Origin of the sequence: Rhodococcus sp. GXMU-t2271 (assembly GCF_041414735.1) — a bacterium.
GTDB lineage: Bacteria > Actinomycetota > Actinomycetes > Mycobacteriales > Mycobacteriaceae > Rhodococcus > Rhodococcus indonesiensis.
The window spans coordinates 117964-142532 of record NZ_JAUIZP010000045.1; the positions used below are offsets into that span (position 1 = coordinate 117964).

Here is a 24569-nt window from a genome sequence, read left to right on the forward strand (position 1 = left end):
CGGAACCGCGCACGGGGGTGGTCAGTCGCGGGCGAGATGCTTGACGACGTCCATGTCGAGTTCGACACCGAGGCCGGGTCCCTGGGGCAGGTGCAGCTGGCCTTCCGAGTAGTCCAGTGGAGTCTGCAGCAGCTCGACGGCGAACAGCTGCGGCCCGAACAGTTCGGTGCCGTAGTTGATTCCCGGCTCGGCGCAGGCGAAGTGGACGGATGCCGCGGTGCCGATGGGCCCCTCGATCGAAGTGGCGCCGTGGCAGCGGATTCCGGCGGCCTTGGCGACCGCCACGACCTCCTTGCTGCGCTGCAGGCCACCGCACTTGGTGGTCTTGAGGGCGATGACGTCGGCGGCCCCGAGCTTGGCGATCTCGAGGGCGTCGTGCGGGGTCTGCACGGACTCGTCGGCCATCACCGGGGCAGCCACGAGCCGGTTGATCTCGGCGAGCACTTCGCGCTGCTCCCCGGGGGTGGGCTGCTCGATGAGTTCGACACCGCCGTCGACGAGTTGCGGAACGTATCGCAGCGCGGTGAACCGGTCCCAGCGGGCGTTGACGTCGATGCTCACGCCGGCCTTGCCCTCGAGGGCTTGCGCGATCGTGACGACACGCTCGGTGTCGACCTTCGGGTCGAGCGCGCCCATCTTGAGCTTGAACGCGAAGTTCAGCCGTGCCGCCATCTTCTCCTCGACTTCCTCGAGGATTTCGTCGACCGGCGCGGCCCCGAGCGCCCACCGCACGTCGACGCCGGTGCGGAACGCGCCACCGAGCAGGGTGTGCACCCCGACGCCCAGGGCGCGGGCCCACGCGTCGTGCAGGGCTACGTCGACGGCTGCCTTGGCGAAACGGGCACCGGAGACGACGCGTTCGATGTCGACCATGATGCCGCTGATCTCGTCGACGCCGCGGCCGGTGATGTAGGGGGCGATGTAGCGGTCGACGATCGCCTTCATGGTCTCGACGGACTCGCCGCCCCACCACGGACCGCCGGGGACGACGCCCTCGCCGTGGCCGGTGACGCCGCCCGCGGTGGTGATCGCCACGAGCAGGATGGGCTGCTTCTCGGCGGTGGTGGTGGCGAACTTGTGGGGACGCACCAGCGGTACGTCGACGATCGTCGTATCGATCGAGACGATCTTCAGGTCGGGGTCGGACATCGAACAGCTCACAATCGGATTTCGGCGGTGATGCGGGTAACAGTCGGGCCTCCGCGACGACGAATGCCGGTGCCCTTGGCGGACACCGGCATTCGTCACCACACGTGGACCCGGTTCACAGGAGTGCTCAGGCCTGGGGGTCGAGCGCGAAGTTGTAGGTCACTTCGTCGACGCCGTCGGCGTTCGGCTGCGGATCCAGGATCAGCTCGGGCTTGGTCGCGGTCGCGACGTCGTCCTCGACCCACTCGCCGCCCTGGAAGTAGAGCTGGGTGGTGATGGCGCGCTTGCCCGGGGCCTTCACCATGAGGTGCAGGTGGGCGGGACGCCACGGGTGGCCGCCGTAGGAGTCGATGAACCAGCCGGTCGGGCCGTCGGCCGGGATCTTGTAGGGCGCGGGCTTGAGCGTGGTGATCTCGAAGTTGCCTTCGTCGTCGCACTCGATGGTGCCGCGCAGGTTCCATTCGGGGATGCCGGGGGCGAACTGCGAGTAGTAGCCCTCTTCGTCGGCGTGCCACAGCTCGATGGTGGCGCCCTGCAGGCCCTTGCCCTCGAGGTCGGTGACCTGGCCCTTGAAGATCAGCGCCTTGGCGGCCTTGTCCTGCTCACGCATCGGCATGGTGCACTTGGCCGGCAGCTTCGGCGAGTCCGGCACGTAGTAGGGGCCCTCGATGCTGCCCTTGGTGCCGGAGAAGTGCTTGCGGTTGTAGTGCACTTCCTCGATCTCGTGCTCGACGAAGACGTCCAGCCACAGCGGCCACTCGCCGTACTCGCCGACGTCGATCATCCACTGCTTGAGCACCCGGTACTCGTCGTAGGTGACCTGGTGCTTGTGGATGATCTCGGCGAACGCACCGAGCACGTCCTTGTAGATGGCAGCGGCGCGCTCGACCGACGTGTCAGACGAGACCCGCTCGCTCTTGAACTTGTCGGTGGCGGCGTTGCCCGAGGCGTGGGCGGTGGGGTTTTCGGTGGTGGTCATGTGTCCTCCTCGGCGAGGCTCGAACGGTGGTCGCGAAAGCTGTGGGTGGTGATCGCGGGGCTGGCGCTCTCGCCACTCGGGTTGTACGCTGTGCGTACTTACATATCGCAGTGCGTACACATACTGTGCGTCCAGTCACAGGTGATTGTCAACACCCGGGTGTCCGAATGGCCCGAAACCGCAGGTAGGAGACCACAATGCCTAGTCAGGACCGGGATTTCGTCCAAAGCATCGAGCGGGGCTTCGCGGTGCTGCTCGCGTTCGACGAGCGGCACCCCAATCCGTCCCTCGCCGAACTGGCAGCAAAGACCGACCTGTCCCGACCTGCGGTGCGCCGCATCCTGCTCACCCTGCAGAAACTCGGCTACGTGAACAGCAACGGCAGCCGCTGGACGCTGACCCCGCGTGTACTCAGCATCGGCCAGCACTACTCCGCCTCCCACGCCCTGGTCGAGGCGGCCATGCCGAGGCTGGTGGAGATCGCCGAGCACACCGGCGAATCCGCCTCCCTCGGCGTGCTCGACGGCGCGGAGGTCGTCTATGCCGCCCGCGTGCCCGTGCGCCGCATCATGAGCATCAACGTCTCGGTCGGCACCCGGGTCCCGGCATACGCCACGTCGATGGGCCGGGCGCTGCTGGCGTGGGCACCCGAGGAGATCGTCGAGCAGGTCGTCGCCGAGACCCGCTTCGAGAAACTCGCCACGGCCACCGTGCGCAACGCCGACGAATTGCGCGCCGAGCTCGCGCGCGTGCGCACCCAGGGCTACGCGCTCACCTCCGCCGAGCTCGAGGAGGGGCTGATCTCGGCCGCGGCGCCGGTCCGGGACGCCACCGGCACCGTGGTCGGCGTGCTCGCCTGCTCGACGTCGACGGCCCGGCACACGCCCGGAGAGTTCCGCGAGCTCGCCGCGGAATGCCTGATGAAGTCCGCGCACGCCCTGGGCGCCGACCTCGGATACCGCGGATAGGGCGCGTCAACCGCGCAGGGTCGCCGAGGGCGCCACACCGTACTTGCGGCGGTAGGCGGCCGCGAATCGACCGGTGTGGGTCATCCCCCAGCGCAGGGCCACATCCGTGACCGACGTCGTCGCCGGGTCGCCGGCCGCGAGTTCCTCGTGGATCCGCTCGAGCCGCAGATCGAGCAGGTAGTCGCGGGGACAGACACCGAGGTACTCGCGGAAGCCCTCCTGCAGCCGTCGCACACTCACGCCCGCCAGCTCGGCCATGTCCGCGGTGGTCCACGGCTGCGCCGGGTCCTCGTGGATACGGTCGAGAACGCGCTTGACGATCCGAGGCCGCGCCGCCGTACCGGCACCCGCATTCGGCATCACGGCGAGCACGAACGCCGAGGTCAGCGCCCCCGAAAGCTGGTCGGCGACGAGGGGGTTGCGCCACAGTCCCTCGTCCGCCCGCAGCTGCTCGACCACCGACTGCAGCAGGGCCATCCAGCTCCGCCCCGCCTCGCTCGTCAGGTCCACCTGGTCGGGCAGCCCCAGGTCGGGACGACCGAGGATCCGGTGCATCTCGCGGTCGAGGTAGTCGCGGTCGAGCTTGACCCCGACGATCTCGCAGTCCTCGGTCCACCGCGTGATCCGCGCCGCCGTGTCGGGCCGGAACACCGAGGCCTGCCCCTGTGCGGAACTCACTTCCCGTCCCGCCGCCACCGACTCGATGTGGCCGGACAGCGGGATGTTGACCGCGTACGCACCCGGATGATCCGAGTCCACGGCGACCTCGGCCCCCCAACCGATGCGGGCGAGCCGCAGCGGACCGAGCTGCAGCGAGCGCACGTTGACGTGCGGTTCCGAACCTCGCGCGAGCGGAGTCAGCGTGTGCGGGAAATACGCGTCGGACACCACATGCTCGGCCTCGTCCCAGTCGGCCGGCTCCGGCGTCGACACCACCTGCGCACCTCCCGTGTGCGTTCTCGGGACCTTCGGCCCGTGTCTTCGGGGGCTTTCAGCCCGTGTCTTCGGGGGCTTTCAGCCCGTGTCCTCGAGGGGCTTCCAGCCCGTGTCCCCGAGGGGCTTCCAGCCCGTGTTCGCGAACCCTACTACCCAGTGTGATGGGCAACACGTCCCCGGGCAAACGGCATCGTTCGTCACAACGACCGCGCCGAACGGATAGCGACCGCGCTCAGCGGATCGCGAAGGCCGTCCGGTCGCTCCTATGGTCTACATCACACCAGGACGGAACGACCGGCAAGGAGCGCCGAAATGGAACAGCGTCGTCTCCGAAACATCTTCGGACAGTTCGCAAGTGGCGTCACCGTGATCACCTGCGCCAATCACGAGGGCACACCTCACGGCGCAACGGTCACCGCGTTCACCGCGGTCTCCCTCGAGCCCCGCCTGTGCCAGGTCACCCTGACCCGTACTTCCAAGGCGTGTGCCTTCCTCTCCGGCGCGCCGTTCGCGGTGAACATCCTCGCCGCCGACCAGGTCGACACCGCCCTGCACTTCGCCGGCCGACCGCAGACCCCCGGCCCGGTGTTCGAGGACGGACCCACCGCACCGGTGCTCACCGGCGCAGCGGCAACCCTGTCCTGCGTTCCGTGGCGCGAGTACGACGGCGGCGATCATGTCATCTACATCGGCGAGATCGTCGACGCGCAGTGCCGCGACACCGAGCCGCTGCTGTTCTACCGCAGCACCTTCCACGAACTCGGCGCACCGAGCGCCTCCGCGGCGTGGAACGGGTCGATGGACGACCCGCACAGCAGCTGGTTCGACGCCCGGACGCGGTTCACCCCGCTGTACGTCGACACCGCCGTCCGCTGACCACGAGCCCCGAACCCTTTCATCCCAGTCACGTCCCAGTCGCAAGGAGACAGCCATGACCACCCTCGAGTCCCGTCCCGACGAGAATGCGATCGACCGTTCGAAGGTCAATGTCGCCGCCGACGCCCCGGCGAACCGGCAGCAGAACTTCGCCACGCGGCCGATGACCGGCGACGAGTACATCGAGTCGATCAAGGACGGCCGCGAGATCTGGCTGCACGGCGAGCGCGTCAAGGACTTCACCAACCACCCCGCGTTCCGCAACTCCATCCGTATGACCGCCCGGCTGTACGACGCGCTGCACACCGGCGAGCACGTCGATACCCTCACCTGCCCCACCGACACGGGCAACGGCGGGGTGACCATGCCGTTCTTCCGCACCCCGAAGACCTCCGACGACCTGCTGAAAGAGCGTGACGCCATCGCCACCTGGGCGCGGATGACCTACGGCTGGATGGGCCGGTCCCCCGACTACAAGGCCTCCTTCCTCGGCACGCTCGACGCCAACAGCGAGCTCTACGCCCCGTTCCAGGACAACGCGAAGCGCTGGTACCGCGAGTCGCAGGAGAAGGTCCTGTACTGGAACCACGCCATCATCAACCCGCCGGTGGACCGCCAGCTCCCGCCCGACCAGGTCGGCGACGTGTTCATGAAGGTCGAGAAGGAGACCGATGCCGGCCTGATCGTCTCCGGCGCCAAGGTCGTCGCCACCGGCTCGGCGATCACCAACTACAACTTCATCGCCCACTACGGCCTGCCGATCAAGAAGAAGGAATTCGCCCTGATCTGCACGGTGCCGATGGACGCCCCGGGCATCAAGCTGATCTCCCGGGCCTCCTACAGCCAGAACGCCGCCGTCGTCGGCTCCCCGTTCGACTACCCGCTGTCCTCGCGCATGGACGAGAACGACGCCATCTTCATCTTCGACAAGGTGCTGGTGCCGTGGGAGAACGTCTTCATGTACGGCGACGTGGAGAAGATCAACGCGTTCTTCCCGCAGTCCGGCTTCCTGCCCCGGTTCACCTTCCAGGGCTGCACCCGCCTGGCGGTCAAGCTCGACTTCATCGCCGGCCTGCTGATGAAGGCGCTCGACGCGACCGGCGCCGGCGGGTTCCGCGGCGTGCAGACCCGTGTCGGCGAGGTCATCGGCTGGCGCAACCTGTTCTGGTCGCTGACCGAGTCGATGGCCCGCGATCCCGAGCCGTGGATCGGGGACACCGTCATCCCCAAGCTCGAGTACGGCCTGACCTACCGGATGTTCATGATCCAGGGCTACCCGCGCATCAAGGAGATCATCGAGCAGGACGTCGCCTCGGGCCTGATCTACCTGCCCTCGTCGGCCGCGGACTTCAAGAGCCCCGAGGTGCGCCCGTACCTGGACAAGTACGTCCGCGGCTCGGACGGCATCACCGCGGTGGACCGGGTCAAGGTCATGAAGGCGCTGTGGGATTCGATCGGCTCCGAATTCGGCGGCCGCCACGAACTCTACGAGCGCAACTACTCCGGCAACCACGAGAACGTCAAGGCCGAGCTGCTGTTCGCCGCCGAGAACCGCGGCATCGTTTCCGGCATGAAGGGCCTGGCCGAGCAGTTCATGAGCGAGTACGACCTCGACGGCTGGACCGTGCCCGACCTGATCGGCAACGACGACGTCAGCGCCTACTACCGCAAGTAACCCCAGCTGCCGCGCGCGGACGATCCCCTGCCGCCCGCGCGCGGCGTTCCACCCGCGAAGGAGTGCCCCGATGACCACTGCCTCGAAGTTCGTCGTCCCCGCCCCGGTACCGGAGTTCGACGCCGTGGTCCTCGGGCACTCCTTCGCCTCCCGGCGGGCGGCCACCCGCCTGCGCGACGAGGTGCGCCTGGCCGTGCTGGAGGCGGACGAGGCCACCGCCGCCCGCTACGACGAGGTCGACCACCGCTGGGAGATCGTCGACGGAACGACCGTCGTCGCGCGGGCCAAGTTCGTCGTCGACGGGGACGGCACCCTCCCGCTGTACGGCCGCGACGGTGCAGGATGCACATCGACCACCTTGACGGAGAACGGTTTTCCCAATCTCTTCCGGCCGCTCACCGCCGCCCACCCCGATCCGGTCGGATACACCGTCGCGTGCCTCGGTTACATGCGCGACTTCGGCCACGACTACGTCGAGCGCCGCGCCCGGATACCGATCTGCGACGACGACTTCCCGGAGTTGTCGTTCGACCGGCCCACCCCGCAGTTCTGGGTCGAGTAGGCCCACAGCGACACAGGTCCCGGACATCGACAACCGTCTCGGCGGTTGTCGATGTCCGCTGTGTGTCACCGGCCGCGCAGTACCTGCGCCGGCGTCGTCCCGTAGCGCCGCTTGAACGCCGTGGCGAACCGTCCGGGGTGACCGAACCCCCACCGGTACGCCACGTCGGCGACGGTGCCGGCACCGACTCCGGCAACCAGGTCGTCGTGCGCACGGCTGAGCCGGATGTCGAGCAGGCACGCCGACGGACTGGCCCCGACGTACTCGGCGAACGCCTCCTGCAGGCGCCGGACGCTGGTCCCGGCCAGCTCGGCCATGTCGGCCGCGGTCCACGCCTGCGCGGGGTCGTCGTTCAGGGCGTCGAGGACGCGACGGACCATGCCCGGCCGCGCCGGAGCGACCGGCCCGTCCTGCGGCGAGACGGCGAGGACGAACGCCGCGGTGACCGCCCCGGCGAGCTGGGCACCGACGATCGGGTTGCTCACCATCTCCAGGCCACCGTCGAGCTGTTCGGACAGCGCCCGTACCAGCCCGTGCCATTCGCTCGCCGGACCGGACAGGTCCAGCTGGTCGGGCAGCACCAGCTTCGTGCGCACCGGCGAACCGAGGATCCGGTCGGCCTCCCGCTCCAGATGGTCCCGGTCGAACTTGACGCCGAGAACGGAACACGTTGCACCCCAACGGGTGATCATGCTCGGCGTGTCGGCCCGGAACACGGTGGCCTGACCGGGCGCCGACACGACCTCGCCGTGGCTGCCACGCGACTCGAGCCGGCCGGTGATCGGGATGTTCACCTCGTACGCGCCGGGGTAGTCGCAGGCGATCGCGACGTCGGCACCCCAGTGCAGGCGCCCGAGGGTCACCCCGCCCAGGTCGACCGTCCGCAACGACAGCGCGGGCCGGTCCGTACCCGACAGATCGGTCAGCTCGTGCGGGAAGTACGCGTCCGCCACCGCCCGGGACGCGGCGTCCCAGTCTCCGATCTCGGCCGTGCTCACACCACGAGGGTACGGATCCGAGACCCCGATCACACAAAGTCGCGCGATGTGTCCAGCCGCCGCGCACATCGTCTCGGCGTCGGCGTGACCCCCGTCATATGTTCCAGGTCACACGACGACGACCCACCCGGGCGTGCGTCCCGGCCGACGACACATCCAGGAGCAGAACCCATGACGAGCACCCTCTCGTGGATCGACGAGATCACCATGACCCAGCTCGAGCGCAACCCGTACGCCGTGTACGAGCGGCTGCGCGCCGAGGCACCCATCGCCTACGTGCCGGTGCTCGGCGCCTACGTCGCCTCGACCACCGAGGCCTGCCATGCCATCGCGACCAGCGACGACTTCGAGGCGATCATCACCCCGGCCGGGGGCCGCACCTTCGGGCATCCCGCGATCATCGGCGTCAACGGCGAGATCCACCAGGATCTGCGCTCGATGGTCGAGCCGGCGCTGCAGCCGGCCGAGGTGGACCGGTGGATCGACGACCTGGTCCGACCGATCGCCCGCCGGTACGTCGAGGCCTTCGAGTCCGACGGCAGAGCCGACCTCATGGCCCAGTTCTGCGAGCCGGTCAGCGTCCGCGCGCTCGGCGACCTGCTCGGCCTGAAGGACGTCTCCTCCGACACGCTGCGCGACTGGTTCCACCGGCTGTCGCTGTCGTTCACCAATGCGGAGGTCGACGAGAACGGCGGGTTCGCCAACCAGGAGCGGTTCGCGGACGGCGACCGTGCGAAGGCCGAGATCCAGGCCGTCGTGGACCCGCTGATCGACCATTGGATCGAGCACCCGGACGACAGCGCGATCTCGCACTGGCTGCACGACGGCATGCCGGAAGGACAGACCCGCGGCCGGGACTACATCTATCCGACGCTGTACGTGTTCCTGCTCGGCGCCATGCAGGAACCGGGCCACGCGATGGGCTCGACCCTCGCCGGCCTGTTCACCCGGCCCGAGCAGTTCGAGGCCGTCGTCGACGACCCGGATCTGATTCCCCGCGCGATCGCCGAGGGCATGCGCTGGACGTCGCCGATCTGGTCCGCGACCGCGCGCATCGCAACCCGCGACACGACGGTGGCCGGCATCGACATCGCCGAGGGCACCGTGGTGATCCTGTCGTACGGCTCGGCCAACCACGACACCCGCAAGTACGACGCCCCCACCGCGTACGACATGACCCGTCCCCCGCTGCCGCACCTGGCGTTCGGCGCCGGCAAGCACGCGTGCGCCGGCATCTACTTCGCCAACCACGTGTGCCGCATCGGACTCGAGGAGCTGCTCGAGACCATCCCCAACCTGGAGCGTGACACCGACGCCGATGTGGAGTTCTGGGGCTGGGGTTTCCGCGGCCCCACCGCGCTGCACGTCACGTGGGAAATCTGACCTCGCCGAGCGATCAGGAAACTGCCATGACCCAGCACACCGTCACCGTCGGCACCACCACCGTGCCGTGCGGACCCGATCAGACCGTCCTCGACGCCCTCCTCCGCGGCGGCGTGTGGATGCCCAATTCCTGCAACCAGGGCACGTGCGGCACGTGCAAGATCCGCGTCCGTTCCGGCTCGGTCGAGCACAACGCCTCGCCCGAGGACACCCTGCCGCAGACCGAGCGGGCCGACGGATTCGCCCTGGCCTGCCAGGCGACCGTCTGTGCGGACACCGTCGTCGAACCTCCCGCGGGCGAGCAGACCACGGCCACGCACGTGTTGCGGGATCTCGTCGCCACGGTGACCGAGGTCCGCGACATCGCACGCGACACCCGGCGCGTCCTGCTCACCCTGGACGCCCCGCTCGAGTTCTCGGCGGGGCAGTACGTCGAGGTCACGGTGCCCGGCACGGATGTCCGGCGGCAGTACTCCCTCGCGAACCCGCCGAGCGAGCCGAAGCTGCTCGAACTGCACGTCCGCCGCCGGCCCGGCGGGGTGGCCAGCGACGGATGGATCTTCGGGGCCGTCTCGGTCGGGGACCGGGTCGACGTCACGGGACCGTTCGGCGACTTCACCTTCGATGCCGAATCGACGGGACCGATGGTCCTCCTCGCGGGCGGGACGGGACTCGCCCCGATGAAGAGCATCGTGCGGCACGCCCTGGCGCTCGACCCGCACCGGGCGATCACCGTCTATCACGGGGTGCGTACGGCCGAGGACCTGTACGACGTCGCGCTGCTGCGGGAATGGGAAGGCCAGCACCCGGGCTTGCGGCTGGTCACCTGCCTGAGCCGCGCGACCGGCGGCGACCGCGAGGGCTACGCGACCGACGCGTTCGTCGAGGACGTGGCGTCGGCGAAGGAGTACACCGGCTACATCTGCGGGTCCGAGGCGTTCGTCGACAGCGCCGTCAAGGCGTTCAAGCGGCGACGGATGTCGCCGCGCCGGATCCGCCGGGAGAAGTTCACTTCGGCGGCATAGCCGCCGGTGCGTCCTTCGGGCTGCCCAGCCCGAAGGGCGCACCGGGCGATTGAGGACCTCTTACCCTCCTGCCGAGGGTCCTAGGTAGGCCTAGGCATTTGCCTGGCGTGACTGCGGCCACATGCTGGCAGTCTGGATGCAACGCGGAGACAGCCCCGCTCGCCATCCGGGGCCGACCGACACCCTTTTGGAGGATCCCCATGACCGAGACCCTGGACCACGTGCGAGCCGAACTCGACGGCGCCCTCGTCGAAGACGCGGAGGCCGGCCGATACCAGGTGCGCCGCAACATCTTCACCGACGAAGAGATCTTCGAGCTGGAGATGAAGCACATCTTCGAAGGCAACTGGGTTTACCTCGCGCACGAGAGCCAGATCCCGAACAACGGGGACTACTTCACCACCTACATCGGCCGCCAGCCCATCGTGATCAGCCGCGACAAGGAGGGCGAGCTGCACTGCCTGATCAACGCGTGCAGCCACCGCGGCGCCATGTTGTGCCGCCGCAAGACCGACAACCGCACGACGTTCACGTGCCCCTTCCACGGCTGGACCTTCCGCAACAACGGCAAGCTGCTCAAGGTCAAGGACCCGCGCGACGCCGGCTACCCGGAACAGTTCAACAAGGACGGCAGCCACGACCTGACCAAGGTCGCCCGCTTCGAAAGCTACCGCGGGTTCCTCTTCGGCAGCCTGAACGCCGACGTCAAGTCGCTCGAGGAGCACCTCGGTGACACCACCAAGATCATCGACATGATCGTCGACCAGTCCCCCGAGGGCCTCGAGGTGCTGCGCGGCTCGTCCACCTACACCTACGACGGAAACTGGAAGCTGCAGGCCGAGAACGGCGCCGACGGCTACCACGTGTCGGCCACGCACTGGAACTACGCGGCCACCACCGCGCGCCGTACCGCCGGCGAGTCGGCCAACGAGACCAAGGCGATGGACGCCGGCACCTGGGGCAAGCAGGGCGGCGGCTACCACTCGTTCGACAACGGTCATCTGCTGCTGTGGATGTGGTGGGGCAACCCGCAGGACCGTCCGCTCTACCCGCGCCGGGAGGAACTCGCCGCCGAATTCGGCGAGAAGAAGGCCGAGTTCATGGTCGGCGCGTCGCGCAACCTGTGCCTGTACCCGAACGTGTACCTGATGGACCAGTTCTCCTCGCAGATCCGGCACTTCCGGCCGATCTCGGTGGACAAGACCGAGGTCACCATCTACTGCATCGCGCCGAAGGGTGAGAGCGCCGAGTCCCGCGCCAACCGCATCCGGCAGTACGAGGACTTCTTCAACGCCACCGGCATGGCCACCCCGGACGACCTCGAGGAGTTCCGGTCCTGCCAGAAGACCTACCTGGCCACCGCAGCCCCGTGGAACGACCTGAGCCGCGGCGCCACCCACCAGCTGAACGGGCCGGACCAGGTCGCCCTCGATCTCGGCATGAAGAACGTGCTGTCGAGCGGGGTGAAGACCGAGGACGAGGGCCTGTACCCGATCCAGCACGGCTTCTGGCTCGACAGCATGCGCAAGGCCGTCGCGGCCGAGGCCGCCGCCGAGTCCACCGCCGCGAACGAGCGCTGAGGAAGACGAGAACATGACCACCGCAATGGAATTGACCCAGAACGACATCGAGCAGTTCCTCTACCGCGAGGCCCGTCTCCTCGACGACCGCGAGTTCGAGAAGTGGCTCGAGTGCTACCACCCGCAGGCCGAGTACTGGATGCCGGCGTGGGACGACAACGGTGAGCTCACCACGGACCCGCAGCGCGAGATCTCGCTCATCTACTACCCCAACCGGGGCGGCCTCGAGGACCGGGTGTTCCGCATCCGCACCGACCGCTCGTCCGCGACGTCGCTGCCCGAACCGCGCACCGGACACAACATCACCAACGTCGAGATCCTCGAGCGCCGCGGCACCGAGATCGACCTGCGCCACAACTGGTTCTCGCTGTACTACCGGTACAACACCACCGACACCTACTTCGGCACGACCTTCGTCACGCTCGACGTCTCGGGCGCCCAGCCGGTGATCAAGAAGAAGAAGATCGTGCTCAAGAACGACTACATCCACCACATCGTGGACGTCTACCTCGTCTGATCCACCCCCGATTCACGAAAGGAGGCCCGTGCCGTGAGTTTCCAGGTGGCATTGAGCTTCGAGGACGGGGTGACCCGCTTCGTCAAGTGCGGACCGAACGAGACGGTCGCCGACGCGTCGTACAAGGCGCGCATCAACATTCCTCTCGACTGCCGTGACGGCGCGTGCGGTACCTGCAAGGCACTCTGCGAGTCCGGCACCTACGACGGTGGCGACTACATCGAGGAGGCGCTGACCGACGACGAGGCCGAGCAGGGCTACTGCCTGCCGTGCCAGATGACGCCCGAGTCGGACCTGGTGCTGCAGATCGCCACGACCTCCGACGTCGCGAAGACCTCCGCCGCGACCTACACGGCGACGATCACCGACATCCGCCGCTTCTCCGACAGCACCGTCGGGTTCTCCGTCGAGATCCCGAACCGCGACGAGCTGGTGTTCCTGCCCGGCCAGTACGTCAACATCACGGTGCCCGGCACCGGGCAGACCCGGTCGTACTCGTTCAGCACCGGCCCCAACGATCCGCACCTGTCGTTCCTGGTGAAGATCACCGAGGGTGGTCTGATGTCGGAGTACCTGCGCGACCGCGCCCAGGTCGGCGACACGCTCGAGTTCACCGGTCCGCTCGGCAGCTTCTTCCTGCGCGAGCGCACACGGCCCGCGCTGCTGCTCGCCGGCGGCACCGGACTCGCCCCGATCCTGGCCATCCTCGCCAGGATGCAGGAGCAGGACAGCGATCTGCCGGTGCATCTGATCTACGGCGCCTCGTTCGATCAGGACGTCGTCGAACTCGACAAGCTCGAGGAGTACACGCGGTCGCTGCCGAACTTCACGTTCGAGTACTGCGTCTCGGACCCGGCCACCTCGGCCGCGAACAAGGGCTATGTCACGTCGCTGTTCGAGCCGAAGCACCTCAACGACGGCGACGTCGACGTGTACCTGTGCGGGCCGCCGCCGATGGTCGAGGCGGTGCGCACGCACTTCGACAACGAGGGCCTCACGCCCGCCAACTTCTTCTTCGAGAAGTTCAACAACTCCGCGACGGGCGCCGCCGAGCAGGCTCCCGAGCCGACCGAGGCGGAGCGCATCGCGGCCGAGAAGGCCGCCGCCGAAACCGGACTGCCGGTGTCGCTCGGGTCCGCGAACGCCGTGGCACAGGACAACTACGAGATCGGCGAGGAGCACCCGCCCGTCACCGAGTCCGACGCCCAGTTCGATGCGCGCATGGCGCTCGAGCTCGGCGCGCTGGAGTTGACCATCGGCCGGCTCACCGACGCGCAGCTCGTGGAGTTCCGGATCCTCGCCGAGGCGTCGACCGCGTCGATCGACCACGACCGCTTCACCGATGCGGGCGCGTTCACCGACACCAACGCCGCCTTCCACGAGTTCCTGTTCCGCTGCTGCGGCAACCCGGTGCTGCTCGAGGCGTACAACCGTCTCGAGGTGACGCAGCTGATGCGCAAGGTCCTGCGCACCGCACAGTGGGTGGACGAGCAGGTTCCGCACGACCACCTGCAGATCGTGCGGGCGTTCGAACGCAAGGACCGTGCGGCGGCGCGCGATCTCATCGTCAGCCATGCCGAGCACGCCAAGGCGACGATGCGCCGCGCCATCGAGGACTCCGCGAAGGCGGAGATCGCGTGAGCGTCCTCCTCCCGATGGGCACCGTGTACCCGGGCCGCTTCGACGGCAGGGTCGTCACCGTCACCGGCGCCGCGCAGGGCATCGGCCTCGTGGTCGCGACCCGCATCGCGGCCGAAGGGGGATCCGTGATCCTCGTCGACCGCTCCGAGCTGGTGCACGAGGTGGCGAAGGAACTGCGCGAGAAGGATTTCCAGGCACACTCCGTCACCGCCGACCTCGAGACGTTCGAGGGAGCCCAGTCCGCGATCGACGAAGCCCGGCAGCAGCACGGCCGCATCGACGTGCTCGTCAACAACGTCGGCGGGACGATCTGGGCGAAGCCGTACGAGCACTACACGCCCGAGCAGATCCAGGCGGAGGTGCAGCGCTCGCTGTTCCCGACGCTGTGGACGTGCCGCGCGGTGCTGCCGTATCTGATCGAGCAACGGTCGGGCACGATCGTCAACGTGTCCTCCGTGGCGACCCGCGGCGTCAACCGTGTCCCGTACGCCGCCGCCAAGGGCGGGGTCAACGCGATCACCGCCGCGCTCGCCCTCGAGGCCGCCCCGCACGGGATCCGGGTCGTCGCCACCGCTCCCGGTGGCACCGATGCCCCCGCCCGGCGGGTGGCGCGCGGCCCCGCCGCGCAGAGCGAGCAGGAGAAGACCTGGTACCAGCAGATCGTGGACCAGACCGTCGACTCCTCACTGCTCAAGCGGTACGGCACGCTCGACGAGCAGGCCGCCGCGATCACCTTCCTGGCCTCGGACGAGGCCTCCTACATCACCGGCACGGTCCTTCCCGTCGCCGGCGGCGACCTGGGATAACCACCCCAGCTCCGCCACAGGCCTCACCGGCAGGCCAGGGATCCCCTGCTGGTGAGGCCCTCTTTCTGCCCCGTTTCACTTGTGACCGCACTCACAGACCGGAGCCGACATGGCCGACAACACAACTACCTGGACGAGTCCCCGGCACCGCAACAGCGTCATCTGGGTCGTCGCCCTCGCCACGCTGGCGATCATCTTCGACGGCTACGACCTCGTCGTCTACGGGACGATCCTGCCCACATTGATGGCCGACCCCAGCCAGATCGGCGCGATCTCCGCGCAGCAGGGCGGCGCGCTCGGCTCGTACGCCCTCATCGGCGTCATGGTCGGCGCCCTCCTCAGCGGCGCGTTCGGCGACCGGATCGGGCGCCGGAAGATGATGCTGATCAACATCGTCTGGTTCTCCGTCGGCATGGGCGCCGCCGCGATGGCCACCAGCATCACCTCCTTCGGCATCCTGCGCTTCTTCACCGGCATCGGCGTCGGCGGTCTCGTCGCCACCGCGGGCGCCGTGGTGGCCGAGTTCGCCCCGCCCGGAAAGCGGAACCTGTTCAACGCGATCGTCTACAGCGGCGTCCCCGCCGGCGGCGTCCTCGCCTCCCTGCTCGCCATCGTGCTGCGCGACGCCATCGGCTGGCGGGGGTTGTTCTGGATCGGTGCACTGCCTCTGGTGATCCTGCTGCCCCTGGCCCTGGTCAAGCTGCCCGAATCCCCGATGTGGCTGCAGGCGCGCGGACGCACGGACGAGGCCGCCGCGGTCTGCGACAAGTTCGGCCTCCCCCGGCCCACGGCCGCTCCGGCCCCGGCCGAGAAGGTCGGCTTCGCCGCACTGGCCACCCGCCGCTACGCGTTGGGCACCACCCTGCTCGGGCTGATGAGCTTCGCCGGGCTGCTGCTGACCTACGGGCTTAACACGTGGCTGCCGAAGATCATGGCCGACGCCGGCTACGACGCGAAGGGTTCGCTCGCATTCCTGCTGGTGCTCAACGGCGGCGCGATCATCGGTGGCCTCCTGGCCTCCCGGATCGCCGACGGCCGCGGCCCCCAGCCGGTCATCGCCACCACGTTCGGCCTCGCCGGCCTGGCACTGATCCTGCTCACCTTCGGCTTCCCGCTGCCGGTCCTGCTGACCGCGGTGGCGATCGCCGGGGTCGGCACGATCGGCACCCAGGTGCTCATCTACGGGTTCGTCTCCAACTACTACGAGACGGCCGCGCGCGGCGCCGGCGTCGCCTGGTGCGCCGGATTCGGCCGGCTCGGTGGCATCTTCGGCCCCATCATCGGCGGCCTGCTCATCGGCGCCGGGCTGAGCAACGACGTGAGCTTCTACATCTTCGCCGGCATCGCCGTGGCCGGCGCCCTGGTGACGGTGTTCGTCCCCGTCCGGCGGGGTGCGCAGTACGTTGCCCGAACCCCGGAGGCTGCGGCGGCCGGCCCCACTACCGTGGAAGTGTGACTCAGCCCACCATGTTGGTCGGACGTACCCGGGAGCTCTCCGAGCTCGACCGTCACCTCGGCGAGGCGCGAGCCGATTCACCCGTGCTCGCCCTCGTCGAGGGCCCGCCGGGTATCGGCAAGTCCGCTCTGGTGCAACGATTCACCGAGCTGCTCGACGGCTGGCAGGTGCGTACGTCCGCGGGCGTCCCGTGGGAGGCGCGGCGCGCGTGGAGCACCGTCGAGCAACTGCTGCAGGCCCCCGCCACCGGACGTGATCCGGTGGAAGTGGCACACGAGTTGTTGTCCCTGGTGGACGATCCCACCGTCCTCGTCGTCGACGACGCCCACTGGGCCGACTCCGAGTCGCTGCAAGCCCTGTCGTCCACCGTCCGCCGTGCCCACGGCAGGCAGCTGCTCGTCCTGCTGGTGATCGTGGATCCGCTGCCGGACACGATCCCCGACAGCACCCGGCAGGTGCTCGATCACCACCGCGCCCTCGCCGTGCACGTGGGGCCGCTCGGACCCCACGACATCACCCAGCTCGCCCTCGCCCGCATCGGTGTGGACCTGTCACCGTGGACCGCGCGGCGGCTGTTCGAGCACACCCACGGCACCCCCCGTCCGGTTCTGCAGCTGCTCGACGAGATCCCCCGCGACCAGTGGCAGCACTGGCGGGCCCGGTTCCCGGCTCCGCAGGAACGAGCGGGCGCCGTGCGCCGCACGCTGGACCGCTGTCCGGCCGAGACCCGGGCACTCGTGGAGGCAGCGGCCGTGCTCGGCTCGGAATGCACACTGACCCAGGCGGCGGCACTGGCCGGTCTGGCGGACCCGATCGCGGCGCTCGACGCCGCACACACCGCCGGAGTGCTGTGCCGACGCGAGCAGCGTGGCACGGTCACCCTCGTCTTCCCGGACCCGATGACCCGGGCCGCCGTCGCCGACGACATCGGCCCCGCCCGCTGGCGCGACCTGAACGCCCGCGCCGCCGAACTCGTCGACGACGAGGGGGCTGCGCTCACCCACCTGGTTTCCGCCACCGCCACCGCCGACGCGGACCTGGCGGACCGCCTCGATCGGTACGGCCGGCGCCGCGCCGCCGTCGGCGCGTGGTCTGATGCTGCCGAGGCCCTGATCGTCGCGAGCGGCATCAGCCCCGACCGTGACCAGCGTGCGCAGCGGCTGATGCGCGGCGTCGACGCCCTCACGGGCGCGGCGGATCTGCCCCAGGCGCTGACGTTCGTTCCGGCCGTCGAGACCGCGCCCGACGGTGCCATGCGCGACGTGGTGCTCGGCTATCTCGCCATCCAGCGCGGGCGGCAGGACGAGGCCACCCAGCTCCTCACCCGCGCATGGCAACTGCTCCCGGACCCGGCCCGGGACCCGGACCTGGGGGCGATGATCTGCCAGCGCATGGTGCTGCACTCGCTGGCCCGGCTCGACGGGGAAGGCCTGGTCGAATGGGCCGACCGCGCGTCGTCCCTCGTGGCCGCAGACACCCCCGCCGCCGTCGAGTCGGCCGCGATCCGCGGACTCGGCCTGGCCATGACCGGCCACGTCGACGAGGCCCGCGCCTCGTACGCCACACTGCCGGAGAACGTCCGGCTCGGCGCCCAGGGCCAGCGCATCCGCATGGCGGAGGGCTGGCTGGCGCTGGCGCTCGACGAGCCGGAGCGGGCCCGAGCGGAACTGGAGAGCGCGGAGCCGACGGTCTTCCGCGGGGGATCGATCCGGATCTCGCTGTGGGCACAGGCGTGGCTGGCCCGCACCGAGTTCGCGCTGGGCGCCTGGGACGACGCTGTCCGCACGGTCGACCGGGCCGCCGCGCAGCTCGACACCGCGGGTCTGGATCTGCTTCGGCCCCTGGTGCATTGGACCGGCGCCCAGGTGCACGCCCTGCGGGGCGACTGGGCTCTGGCTCGCGAGCACCTGCGACGTGGCCGCGCGGGTGCCACCGACTATGCCGTCATGGTGGTGCCGGCCTGCATCGCGGCCGCCCAGTGCGCCGAGGTCGCCGCCGACTACGACGGCGTCCTGCGGCACCTGGCGCCGCTCACCGCGCGTCGACGGCAGGCATTGGTGGAGCCGGGTTTCTGGCCGTGGCCGGACCTGTATGCGAATGCCCTCGTGATGACGGGGCGCGTCGACGAGGCCGACGAATTCCTCCGTCCGTTCGAGGACCTGGCCGGCTCCCGGGGACACCTGTCCGCGCGGGCGAGACTCGGATACGTGCGCGGACGGATCCACGGGGCACGCGGGGACATCGACGCCGCACGCGAGACGTTCGAAGCCGCGCTCGAGAACCTGGCGACGTTGTCGTTGCCGTACGACCGGGCACGGGTGAACTTCGCGTACGGCCAGACGCTGCGGCGGGCCGGTCGGCGGCGGGAGGCGGACGCGGTGATGCGCACCGCCCGGGAACTGTATGCGACGCTCGGCGCGACGTCGTACGTGCAGCGCTGCGACCGCGAACTCAAGGCCGGTGGCTTGAAGGCGAGCGGCGACGGTGCCCGCCGGACACACATGGACCTGGCGGCGTTGACGCCGCAGGAGAAGGCGGTCGCCGCGCTGGTGGCCGCGGGCAATACCAACAAGGACGTGGCGGGTGAGCTGTTCCTGTCGGTGAAGACGGTGCAGTACCACCTGACCCGGGTCTACGCGAAGCTCGGCATCCGTTCACGCAGCGAGCTCGCCGCCCGATTCCGCGAGGACGAGTGAGGAAGCGATGACAGCAGTCGACGAGAAGACCACCGGCCCCGGCGATACCGACCTGCTCGAGCGGCCTGCGCGGCCTCTCACCCGGCCCCGCCGGGTGCTGCGGGATCTGGGCGTCGAGTATGCGGCGAACGGCGTGATCGGCCTGGTGTTCTCGTCGACGGGCCCGGTCGCGGTCGTCCTCGCGGCCGGCGCGGCCGGTGGGCTCGACGCGGCCGAACTCGCGTCGTGGATCTTCGGGATCTTCGTTCTCAACGGGGTGCTGACGGTCGCGATGAGCGTCGCCTACCGGCAGCCGCTCGGCTTCGCCTGGACGATTCCGGGCACGATCCTCGTCGGCGGGTCGCTGGGTCACCTGTCCTGGCCGGAGGTGATCGGCGCGTTCCTGGTCACCGGCCTGCTGGTGCTGGTGCTGGGAGCATCCGGACTGGTGCGGCGAGTGATGGAGGCGCTGCCGATGCCGATCGTCATGGCGATGGTGGCGGGTGTCTTCCTGAAGTTCGGCGTGGACCTGGTGGTCGCGCTCGGCGCGGACGCCGCGATCGCGGCGCCCATGGTGCTGACGTTCCTGGCATTGAGCGCGTTCGGGCGGATCGGCCGGTGGTTGCCGCCGATCCTGGGGGCGCTGATCGCGGGGGCGGTGGCGGTGTCCGCGTCGGGGCGTTTCTCGCCCGCGCCGGGCGGATCGGGCATTTTTGCCTCTCCCGTCTTCACCGCTCCCGTGTTCACCTGGACGGCGTTGCTGGAGTTGGTGATTCCCTTGGCGATCACCGTGCTGGTGGTGCAGAACGGGCAGGGCATCGCCGTGCTCACGGCGGCCGGGCACCGGCCTCCGATCAACGTCACCACGATCGCGTGCGGGGTGTGGTCACTGGGCGCGGCCTGCGTGGGTGCGGTGTCGACGTGTCTGACCGGCCCGACGAACGCACTGCTCACCGCGTCCGGGGAGCGGAGCCGTCAGTACACGGCAGCCGTGTGCTTCGGGCTCTACTCGATCGTATTCGGGTTGTTCGCCCCGCTGTTCGTGCGGTGGATGACAGCTGCGCCGGCAGCGTTCGTCGCGACCCTCGGCGGCCTGGCGATGCTGCGGGCGCTGCAGGGCGCGTTCGTGACGGCGTTCGCCTCGAAGTACACGATGGGGGCGCTGGTGGCGTTCGTCGTCACGGCCGCGAACGTGACGTTCTGGAACATCGGTGCGGCGTTCTGGGGGCTGGTGGCCGGGGTGCTCGTGTCGCGGCTGCTCGAGCGCGGCGACTGGGCCCGATGACCCCGGCGGGTGCGCGAGCGCACCCGCCGGCCGTCAGCGGCCGAACAACTCAGCGGCCGAACAACTCAGCGGCCGAACAACGAGGCGAAGAAGCCGGACTTCGCCTGGGGAGCGGAGTCCTGGTCGCAGGTGCACCGTTCGGCGACCGGCACGGACTTCATCACACTGTCGACGTGCTGGCCGCAGCCGCCCCAGCCGGTCTTTCCGCACTTGGAGCAGGTGACGGGGTAACACATGGGCGTCCTCCTCGGGGGATGATCGGAATCTGCGGTCAATATACCCCCTAGGGTATTAACCGTGCCAGTGTGCACATGCGGGACGACAGCGACGGAGGACGGACATACCGCGAAAATCCGGCGCCGGGACGGGCGAACTGACACCCTGAGGCCGTACCGTTCCTCCTCGCAGACAGGATCCCCAACCCATGGCACGTCCGGTTCGCGTCGTCGTCCTCGGTTCCGGTTCGTGGGGTACCACCGTCGCAGGACTGTCGGCCCGCAACACCCCGACCCTGCTCTGGTCCCGCAACCCGGACACCGCCCGGGAGATCGACGAGGAGCACCGCAACACCCGGTACCTCGGCGAGCGAACCCTGCCGGCCAATCTTCGCGCCACCTCGGACCTTCTCGAGGCCGCACACGAGGCCGACGTGCTGGTGGTCGGGGTGCCGTCCCACGCCGTCCGCGCCACCCTCGCCGAGATATCGAACGAGGTGCGGGCCTGGGTGCCGATCCTCTCGCTGGCGAAGGGACTCGAACCGGGCACCCGCCTGCGGCCGACCGAGGTGATCGGCGAATGCCTGCCCGGTCACCCGGTGGGACTGCTGGCCGGACCGAACATCGCCGGCGAGGTCGCCGACGGGATGGCGGCGGCCGCAGTGGTGGCCACCGCGGACGAACGCGTCGCGGCGGCCCTGCAACCGCTGTTCGCCTCGAAGGTCTTCCGCGTGTACCGCAACACCGACGTCCTCGGCTGCGAACTCGGCGGCGTCCTGAAGAACATCGTCGCGATCGCGGCAGGCATGGCCGAGGGGCTGCGGGTCGGCGACAACACCCGGGCGATGGTGCTCACCCGGGGGCTCGCCGAGATGACCCGGCTCGGCGAGGTGATGGGAGCCAACCCGCGGACGTTCGCGGGCCTGACCGGGATGGGCGACCTGATTGCGACGTGCACGAGCCCCGCGTCGCGCAACCGCCGGATCGGCGAGGCCCTCGCGAGCGGGCTCACCCTCGACGAGGCGGTGGCCCGGCTGGGCCAGGTCGCGGAGGGCGTGAAGACCGCGCCGACGGTGATGGAACTCGCGCGCGAGTACGACGTGGAGATGCCCATCGCCGCCGAGGTCGAGGCCGTCGTGGCCGGCCGCCGCTCCCCCGCCGACGCGTACCGGGGACTGCGCCGGGTCACGCCGGGCAACGAGGAAGACGTGGTCTGATCGGAAGATATCCGGCAATCTCGGATACGGGGTAGAGAGCATTATATTTCCTGATTTGCCTGGTGGGCCCCGAACTTGCACACTGTTCAAGTGATCGACGTCGAAGCACTCGTGGTCGGAGCCGGCTTCGCCGGGCTCGGTGCCGCCGCACACCTGCGGCGACGCGGCCGCGACGTGCTCGTCCTCGAACGCGGTGCCGCCCTCGGCGGGACGTGGCGCGACAACACCTACCCGGGGTGCGAGTGCGACATCCATCCCGCCCTGTACTCGTACTCGTCCGCACCCCAGGCCGCCTGGGCCCGCGGCCGTGCGACCCAGCCCGAGATCCTCGCGCACCTGCACGCGTTCGCCGCAGAGAACGGACTCGACGACCGGATCGTGTACCGCACGGCCGCCGCCGCGTGCCGGTGGGACGAGTCGACGGGCCGCTGGCACGTGCGCACCGACCACGGCCCGGTCTACGCGGCCCGCTTCCTCGTTCTGGCCACCGGCGCCCTGAACGTCCCGCAGATCCCCCGCCTCGACGGCTCCTTCGGCGGCCCCGCGTTCCACACTGCCCGGTGGGACCACGACGCCCACCTCACCGGCCGGCGCGTGGGCGTGATCGGGACCGGCGCGAGCGCCGCGCAGGTGATTCCGCACCTCGCCGACGTCGCCGACCACCTCACCCTGTTCCAGCGCACGCCCGCCTGGGTGCTGCCGCGGCGCGCACAGCGTCTGCCGCTGCCGCACCGCGCGCGCCGGACGGTCGAGTACTGGCGCGGCGAAGCGCTCGTCCCCGCGCTCACCGGGTCCGGCCGCCGACTCGCTCGCCTGGAGTCCCGGGCGCTGCGGCACCTGCACCGGCAGGTGCCCGACCCGGACCTGCGTCGCGTCCTGACCCCGCCGCACCGAATCGGCTGCAAGCGAATCCTGTTCTCCGACAGTTACTACCCCGCACTCGTCCGGGACTCCAGCACGGTGGTCACCAGCCCGATCGCGGAACTGCGCCCGCACGGCGTGCGCACCGCCGACGGCCGGGACCACGCGGTCGACGTCCTGGTGTACGCGACGGGATTCCGGGTCTCCGCCGCCCTCGCCGGACTGCCCGTGGTCGGTCGCGACGGCTGCACCCTGCTCGAGCGGTGGGGCCGGGACGGTGCGTCGGCGCACCTGGGCACGACCGTGGCCGGGTTCCCCAATGCGTTCCTGCTCGGCGGTCCCAACACCGGGATCGGTCACACCTCGCTGCTGTTCATGATCGAGAGCCAGCTCCGCTACGTCGCTGCCGCGATGGACGCCGCCGACCGGGAGGGCGCCGCCCTCGAGGTACGGGCCGCCGCGCAGCGGGAGTTCGCCGACGAGATGCGCCGACGCTCGTCGGGCACCGTATGGACCAGCGGGTGCCGGAGCTGGTACCTGGACCGCGGCGAGGTCAACCGGTCGCTGTGGCCGGCCTCGTCCTGGGGATACCGGCTCCGGACCCGGCGGTTCGACCGGGAGAACTACACCACCGCCGGTCCCGCACGACGGACCTGAACGAGCGCTATACAAGCGCCTGTGCGACCCTGGTCACATGACGATCGACCACCGCGCCTCGCTCTCGGCACTGCTCGACACCCGCTACTCCTGCCGGGCATTCCTGTCCAAGCCGGTACCCCGCGACGACATCGAGTCGATGCTGCGCATGGCGCAGCGCACCCCGTCCTGGTGCAACTCCCAGCCGTGGGAGGTCGTCCTGGTCGGCGGGGACGCCGTCGATCGGCTACGGACCGCGGTGTACGAGCAGGCGGCCTCCGGCCGGCTCGACCCGGACATCCCCGGCCCGGCCGAGTACCGCGGGGTGTACGCCGAGCGTCGTCGCGGCGCCGGGTACGCGCTCTACAACAGCCTCGGCATCGCCCGCGACGACTACGCCCGCCGGACCGAGCAGATGCTCGAGAACTACCGCTTCTTCGGAGCGCCGCACATCGCGATCGTCACGACCGACAAGGCCCTCGGCACCTACGGCGCGGTCGACTGCGGTGGGTACGTCGCCACCCTGCTCCTCGCCGCGCAGGCACTCGGCATCGCCGCTGTCCCGCAGGCCGCCGTCGCGATGGCCGCCGGCGCCGTCCGCCGCGAACTCGGCATCTCCACCGAGCGCGACATCGTGTGCGCGATCTCCTTCGGATACGCCGACGAGAGCCACCCCGCCAACACCTGCCGCACCGACCGCGCGAGCCTGGACGACACCGTGCGGTGGGTGGAGGAGTAACCACCCCAGGGGTCCTGGCCCGGGGCGCCCGGGCGACGGATGGTGGAACTCCCCACCTTCCGCCGCCCGAGAGGACACCCCGTGCACCGCGTCGAAACCGAGGAACTGCTCCGCCGATGGGTACCGCGCGCCGTCGCCGGTGAACCGCACGCCGTCGGCGTGGTGGTGAGTTCCGTTCGCCCCCATGTGCTGAACTTCTGCGCCGCACGCATGGACGAGGGGACCAGCGCGCACACCCCCGCCGAGGACGTCACCCAGGAGGTGTGCCTCGCCCTGGCACGGGCACTCCCGCGCTACCAGGATCGCGGTGCGTCGCTGCTGCGCTTCGCATTCGGCATCGCCACGCACAAGGTCGCGGACGTCCGGCGCAAGGCCGCGCGCACCGTGACA

General features: G+C 69.6%; 22 protein-coding genes. 17 read left to right on the forward strand and 5 right to left on the reverse strand.

Annotated elements, in window-relative coordinates:
- Positions 1–21 precede the first annotated feature (21 nt).
- On the reverse strand, positions 22–1149 hold the full coding sequence (locus tag QYS60_RS17905) for a muconate/chloromuconate family cycloisomerase (RefSeq protein WP_371383811.1): 1128 nt from the start codon (positions 1147–1149) through the stop codon (positions 22–24).
- A gap of 127 nt (positions 1150–1276) precedes the next feature.
- Complete coding sequence (catA, locus tag QYS60_RS17910) at positions 1277–2128, reverse strand: catechol 1,2-dioxygenase (protein WP_003934519.1); 852 nt, start codon at positions 2126–2128, stop codon at positions 1277–1279.
- Between the two features lie 197 nt (positions 2129–2325).
- Between catA and QYS60_RS17915 the strand changes: the two genes are divergently transcribed.
- Positions 2326–3096, forward strand: a complete 771-nt coding sequence (locus tag QYS60_RS17915; protein ID WP_371383812.1) for an IclR family transcriptional regulator C-terminal domain-containing protein — start codon at positions 2326–2328, stop codon at positions 3094–3096.
- Between the two features lie 6 nt (positions 3097–3102).
- Here QYS60_RS17915 and QYS60_RS17920 read toward each other — a convergent pair whose 3' ends face one another.
- The gene (locus tag QYS60_RS17920; protein WP_289377391.1) at positions 3103–4032 is read right to left on the reverse strand and encodes an AraC family transcriptional regulator; all 930 of its coding nucleotides are present in this window, start codon (positions 4030–4032) and stop codon (positions 3103–3105) included.
- A gap of 312 nt (positions 4033–4344) precedes the next feature.
- Between QYS60_RS17920 and QYS60_RS17925 the strand changes: the two genes are divergently transcribed.
- The 3 genes from QYS60_RS17925 to QYS60_RS17935 all read left to right on the forward strand — a co-directional run bounded on the left by QYS60_RS17925 (position 4345) and on the right by QYS60_RS17935 (position 7145).
- Positions 4345–4908, forward strand: coding sequence for a flavin reductase family protein (locus tag QYS60_RS17925; RefSeq protein WP_371383813.1), 564 nt, complete (start codon positions 4345–4347; stop codon positions 4906–4908).
- A gap of 55 nt (positions 4909–4963) precedes the next feature.
- Positions 4964–6583, forward strand: a complete 1620-nt coding sequence (locus QYS60_RS17930) for a 4-hydroxyphenylacetate 3-hydroxylase family protein (protein WP_371383814.1) — start codon at positions 4964–4966, stop codon at positions 6581–6583.
- A gap of 70 nt (positions 6584–6653) precedes the next feature.
- On the forward strand, positions 6654–7145 hold the full coding sequence (locus tag QYS60_RS17935; RefSeq protein ID WP_371383815.1) for a hypothetical protein: 492 nt from the start codon (positions 6654–6656) through the stop codon (positions 7143–7145).
- Between the two features lie 65 nt (positions 7146–7210).
- Here QYS60_RS17935 and QYS60_RS17940 read toward each other — a convergent pair whose 3' ends face one another.
- Entirely contained in the window at positions 7211–8176 is a 966-nt protein-coding gene (locus QYS60_RS17940; protein ID WP_371383816.1) for an AraC family transcriptional regulator, read from the reverse strand.
- Positions 8177–8314: 138 nt separating this feature from the next.
- Between QYS60_RS17940 and QYS60_RS17945 the strand changes: the two genes are divergently transcribed.
- The 9 genes from QYS60_RS17945 to QYS60_RS17985 all read left to right on the forward strand — a co-directional run bounded on the left by QYS60_RS17945 (position 8315) and on the right by QYS60_RS17985 (position 20511).
- Positions 8315–9526 carry a cytochrome P450 gene (locus QYS60_RS17945; protein ID WP_371383817.1) on the forward strand — a complete coding sequence of 404 codons (1212 nt, stop codon included), beginning with the start codon at positions 8315–8317 and terminating at the stop codon, positions 9524–9526.
- 26 nt (positions 9527–9552) lie between these two features.
- On the forward strand, positions 9553–10551 hold the full coding sequence (locus tag QYS60_RS17950; RefSeq protein ID WP_289377386.1) for a 2Fe-2S iron-sulfur cluster-binding protein: 999 nt from the start codon (positions 9553–9555) through the stop codon (positions 10549–10551).
- Between the two features lie 200 nt (positions 10552–10751).
- Positions 10752–12131, forward strand: coding sequence for a benzoate 1,2-dioxygenase large subunit (benA, locus tag QYS60_RS17955; protein ID WP_003934528.1), 1380 nt, complete (start codon positions 10752–10754; stop codon positions 12129–12131).
- 13 nt (positions 12132–12144) lie between these two features.
- The gene (gene benB / locus QYS60_RS17960) at positions 12145–12648 is read left to right on the forward strand and encodes a benzoate 1,2-dioxygenase small subunit (protein WP_289377385.1); all 504 of its coding nucleotides are present in this window, start codon (positions 12145–12147) and stop codon (positions 12646–12648) included.
- 33 nt (positions 12649–12681) lie between these two features.
- Positions 12682–14289, forward strand: a complete 1608-nt coding sequence (gene benC, locus QYS60_RS17965) for a benzoate 1,2-dioxygenase electron transfer component BenC (RefSeq protein ID WP_003934530.1) — start codon at positions 12682–12684, stop codon at positions 14287–14289.
- Between the two features lie 14 nt (positions 14290–14303).
- A complete protein-coding gene (locus QYS60_RS17970) occupies positions 14304–15095 on the forward strand; it encodes a 1,6-dihydroxycyclohexa-2,4-diene-1-carboxylate dehydrogenase (RefSeq protein WP_289377464.1) in 792 nt (263 codons plus the stop codon).
- 109 nt (positions 15096–15204) lie between these two features.
- Positions 15205–16551, forward strand: coding sequence for an MFS transporter (locus QYS60_RS17975; RefSeq protein WP_371383818.1), 1347 nt, complete (start codon positions 15205–15207; stop codon positions 16549–16551).
- 11 nt (positions 16552–16562) lie between these two features.
- On the forward strand, positions 16563–19247 hold the full coding sequence (locus QYS60_RS17980) for an AAA family ATPase (RefSeq protein WP_371383825.1): 2685 nt from the start codon (positions 16563–16565) through the stop codon (positions 19245–19247).
- A 7-nt stretch (positions 19248–19254) separates the two neighbouring features.
- On the forward strand, positions 19255–20511 hold the full coding sequence (locus QYS60_RS17985; RefSeq protein ID WP_003934534.1) for a benzoate/H(+) symporter BenE family transporter: 1257 nt from the start codon (positions 19255–19257) through the stop codon (positions 20509–20511).
- Between the two features lie 65 nt (positions 20512–20576).
- On the opposite strand, the gene QYS60_RS17990 is transcribed toward QYS60_RS17985, so the two are convergent.
- Positions 20577–20747, reverse strand: coding sequence for a hypothetical protein (locus tag QYS60_RS17990; RefSeq protein ID WP_003934535.1), 171 nt, complete (start codon positions 20745–20747; stop codon positions 20577–20579).
- Positions 20748–20935: 188 nt separating this feature from the next.
- On the opposite strand from QYS60_RS17990, the gene QYS60_RS17995 reads away from it, so the two are divergent.
- The 4 genes from QYS60_RS17995 to QYS60_RS18010 all read left to right on the forward strand — a co-directional run.
- Complete coding sequence (locus QYS60_RS17995; RefSeq protein WP_054373207.1) at positions 20936–21943, forward strand: NAD(P)H-dependent glycerol-3-phosphate dehydrogenase; 1008 nt, start codon at positions 20936–20938, stop codon at positions 21941–21943.
- Between the two features lie 90 nt (positions 21944–22033).
- Positions 22034–23461 carry a flavin-containing monooxygenase gene (locus tag QYS60_RS18000; protein WP_371383819.1) on the forward strand — a complete coding sequence of 476 codons (1428 nt, stop codon included), beginning with the start codon at positions 22034–22036 and terminating at the stop codon, positions 23459–23461.
- A 37-nt stretch (positions 23462–23498) separates the two neighbouring features.
- The gene (locus QYS60_RS18005) at positions 23499–24179 is read left to right on the forward strand and encodes a nitroreductase (protein WP_371383820.1); all 681 of its coding nucleotides are present in this window, start codon (positions 23499–23501) and stop codon (positions 24177–24179) included.
- 81 nt (positions 24180–24260) lie between these two features.
- A partial coding sequence (locus QYS60_RS18010; RefSeq protein WP_371383821.1) for a sigma factor occupies positions 24261–24569 on the forward strand: 309 nt, incomplete at its 3' end.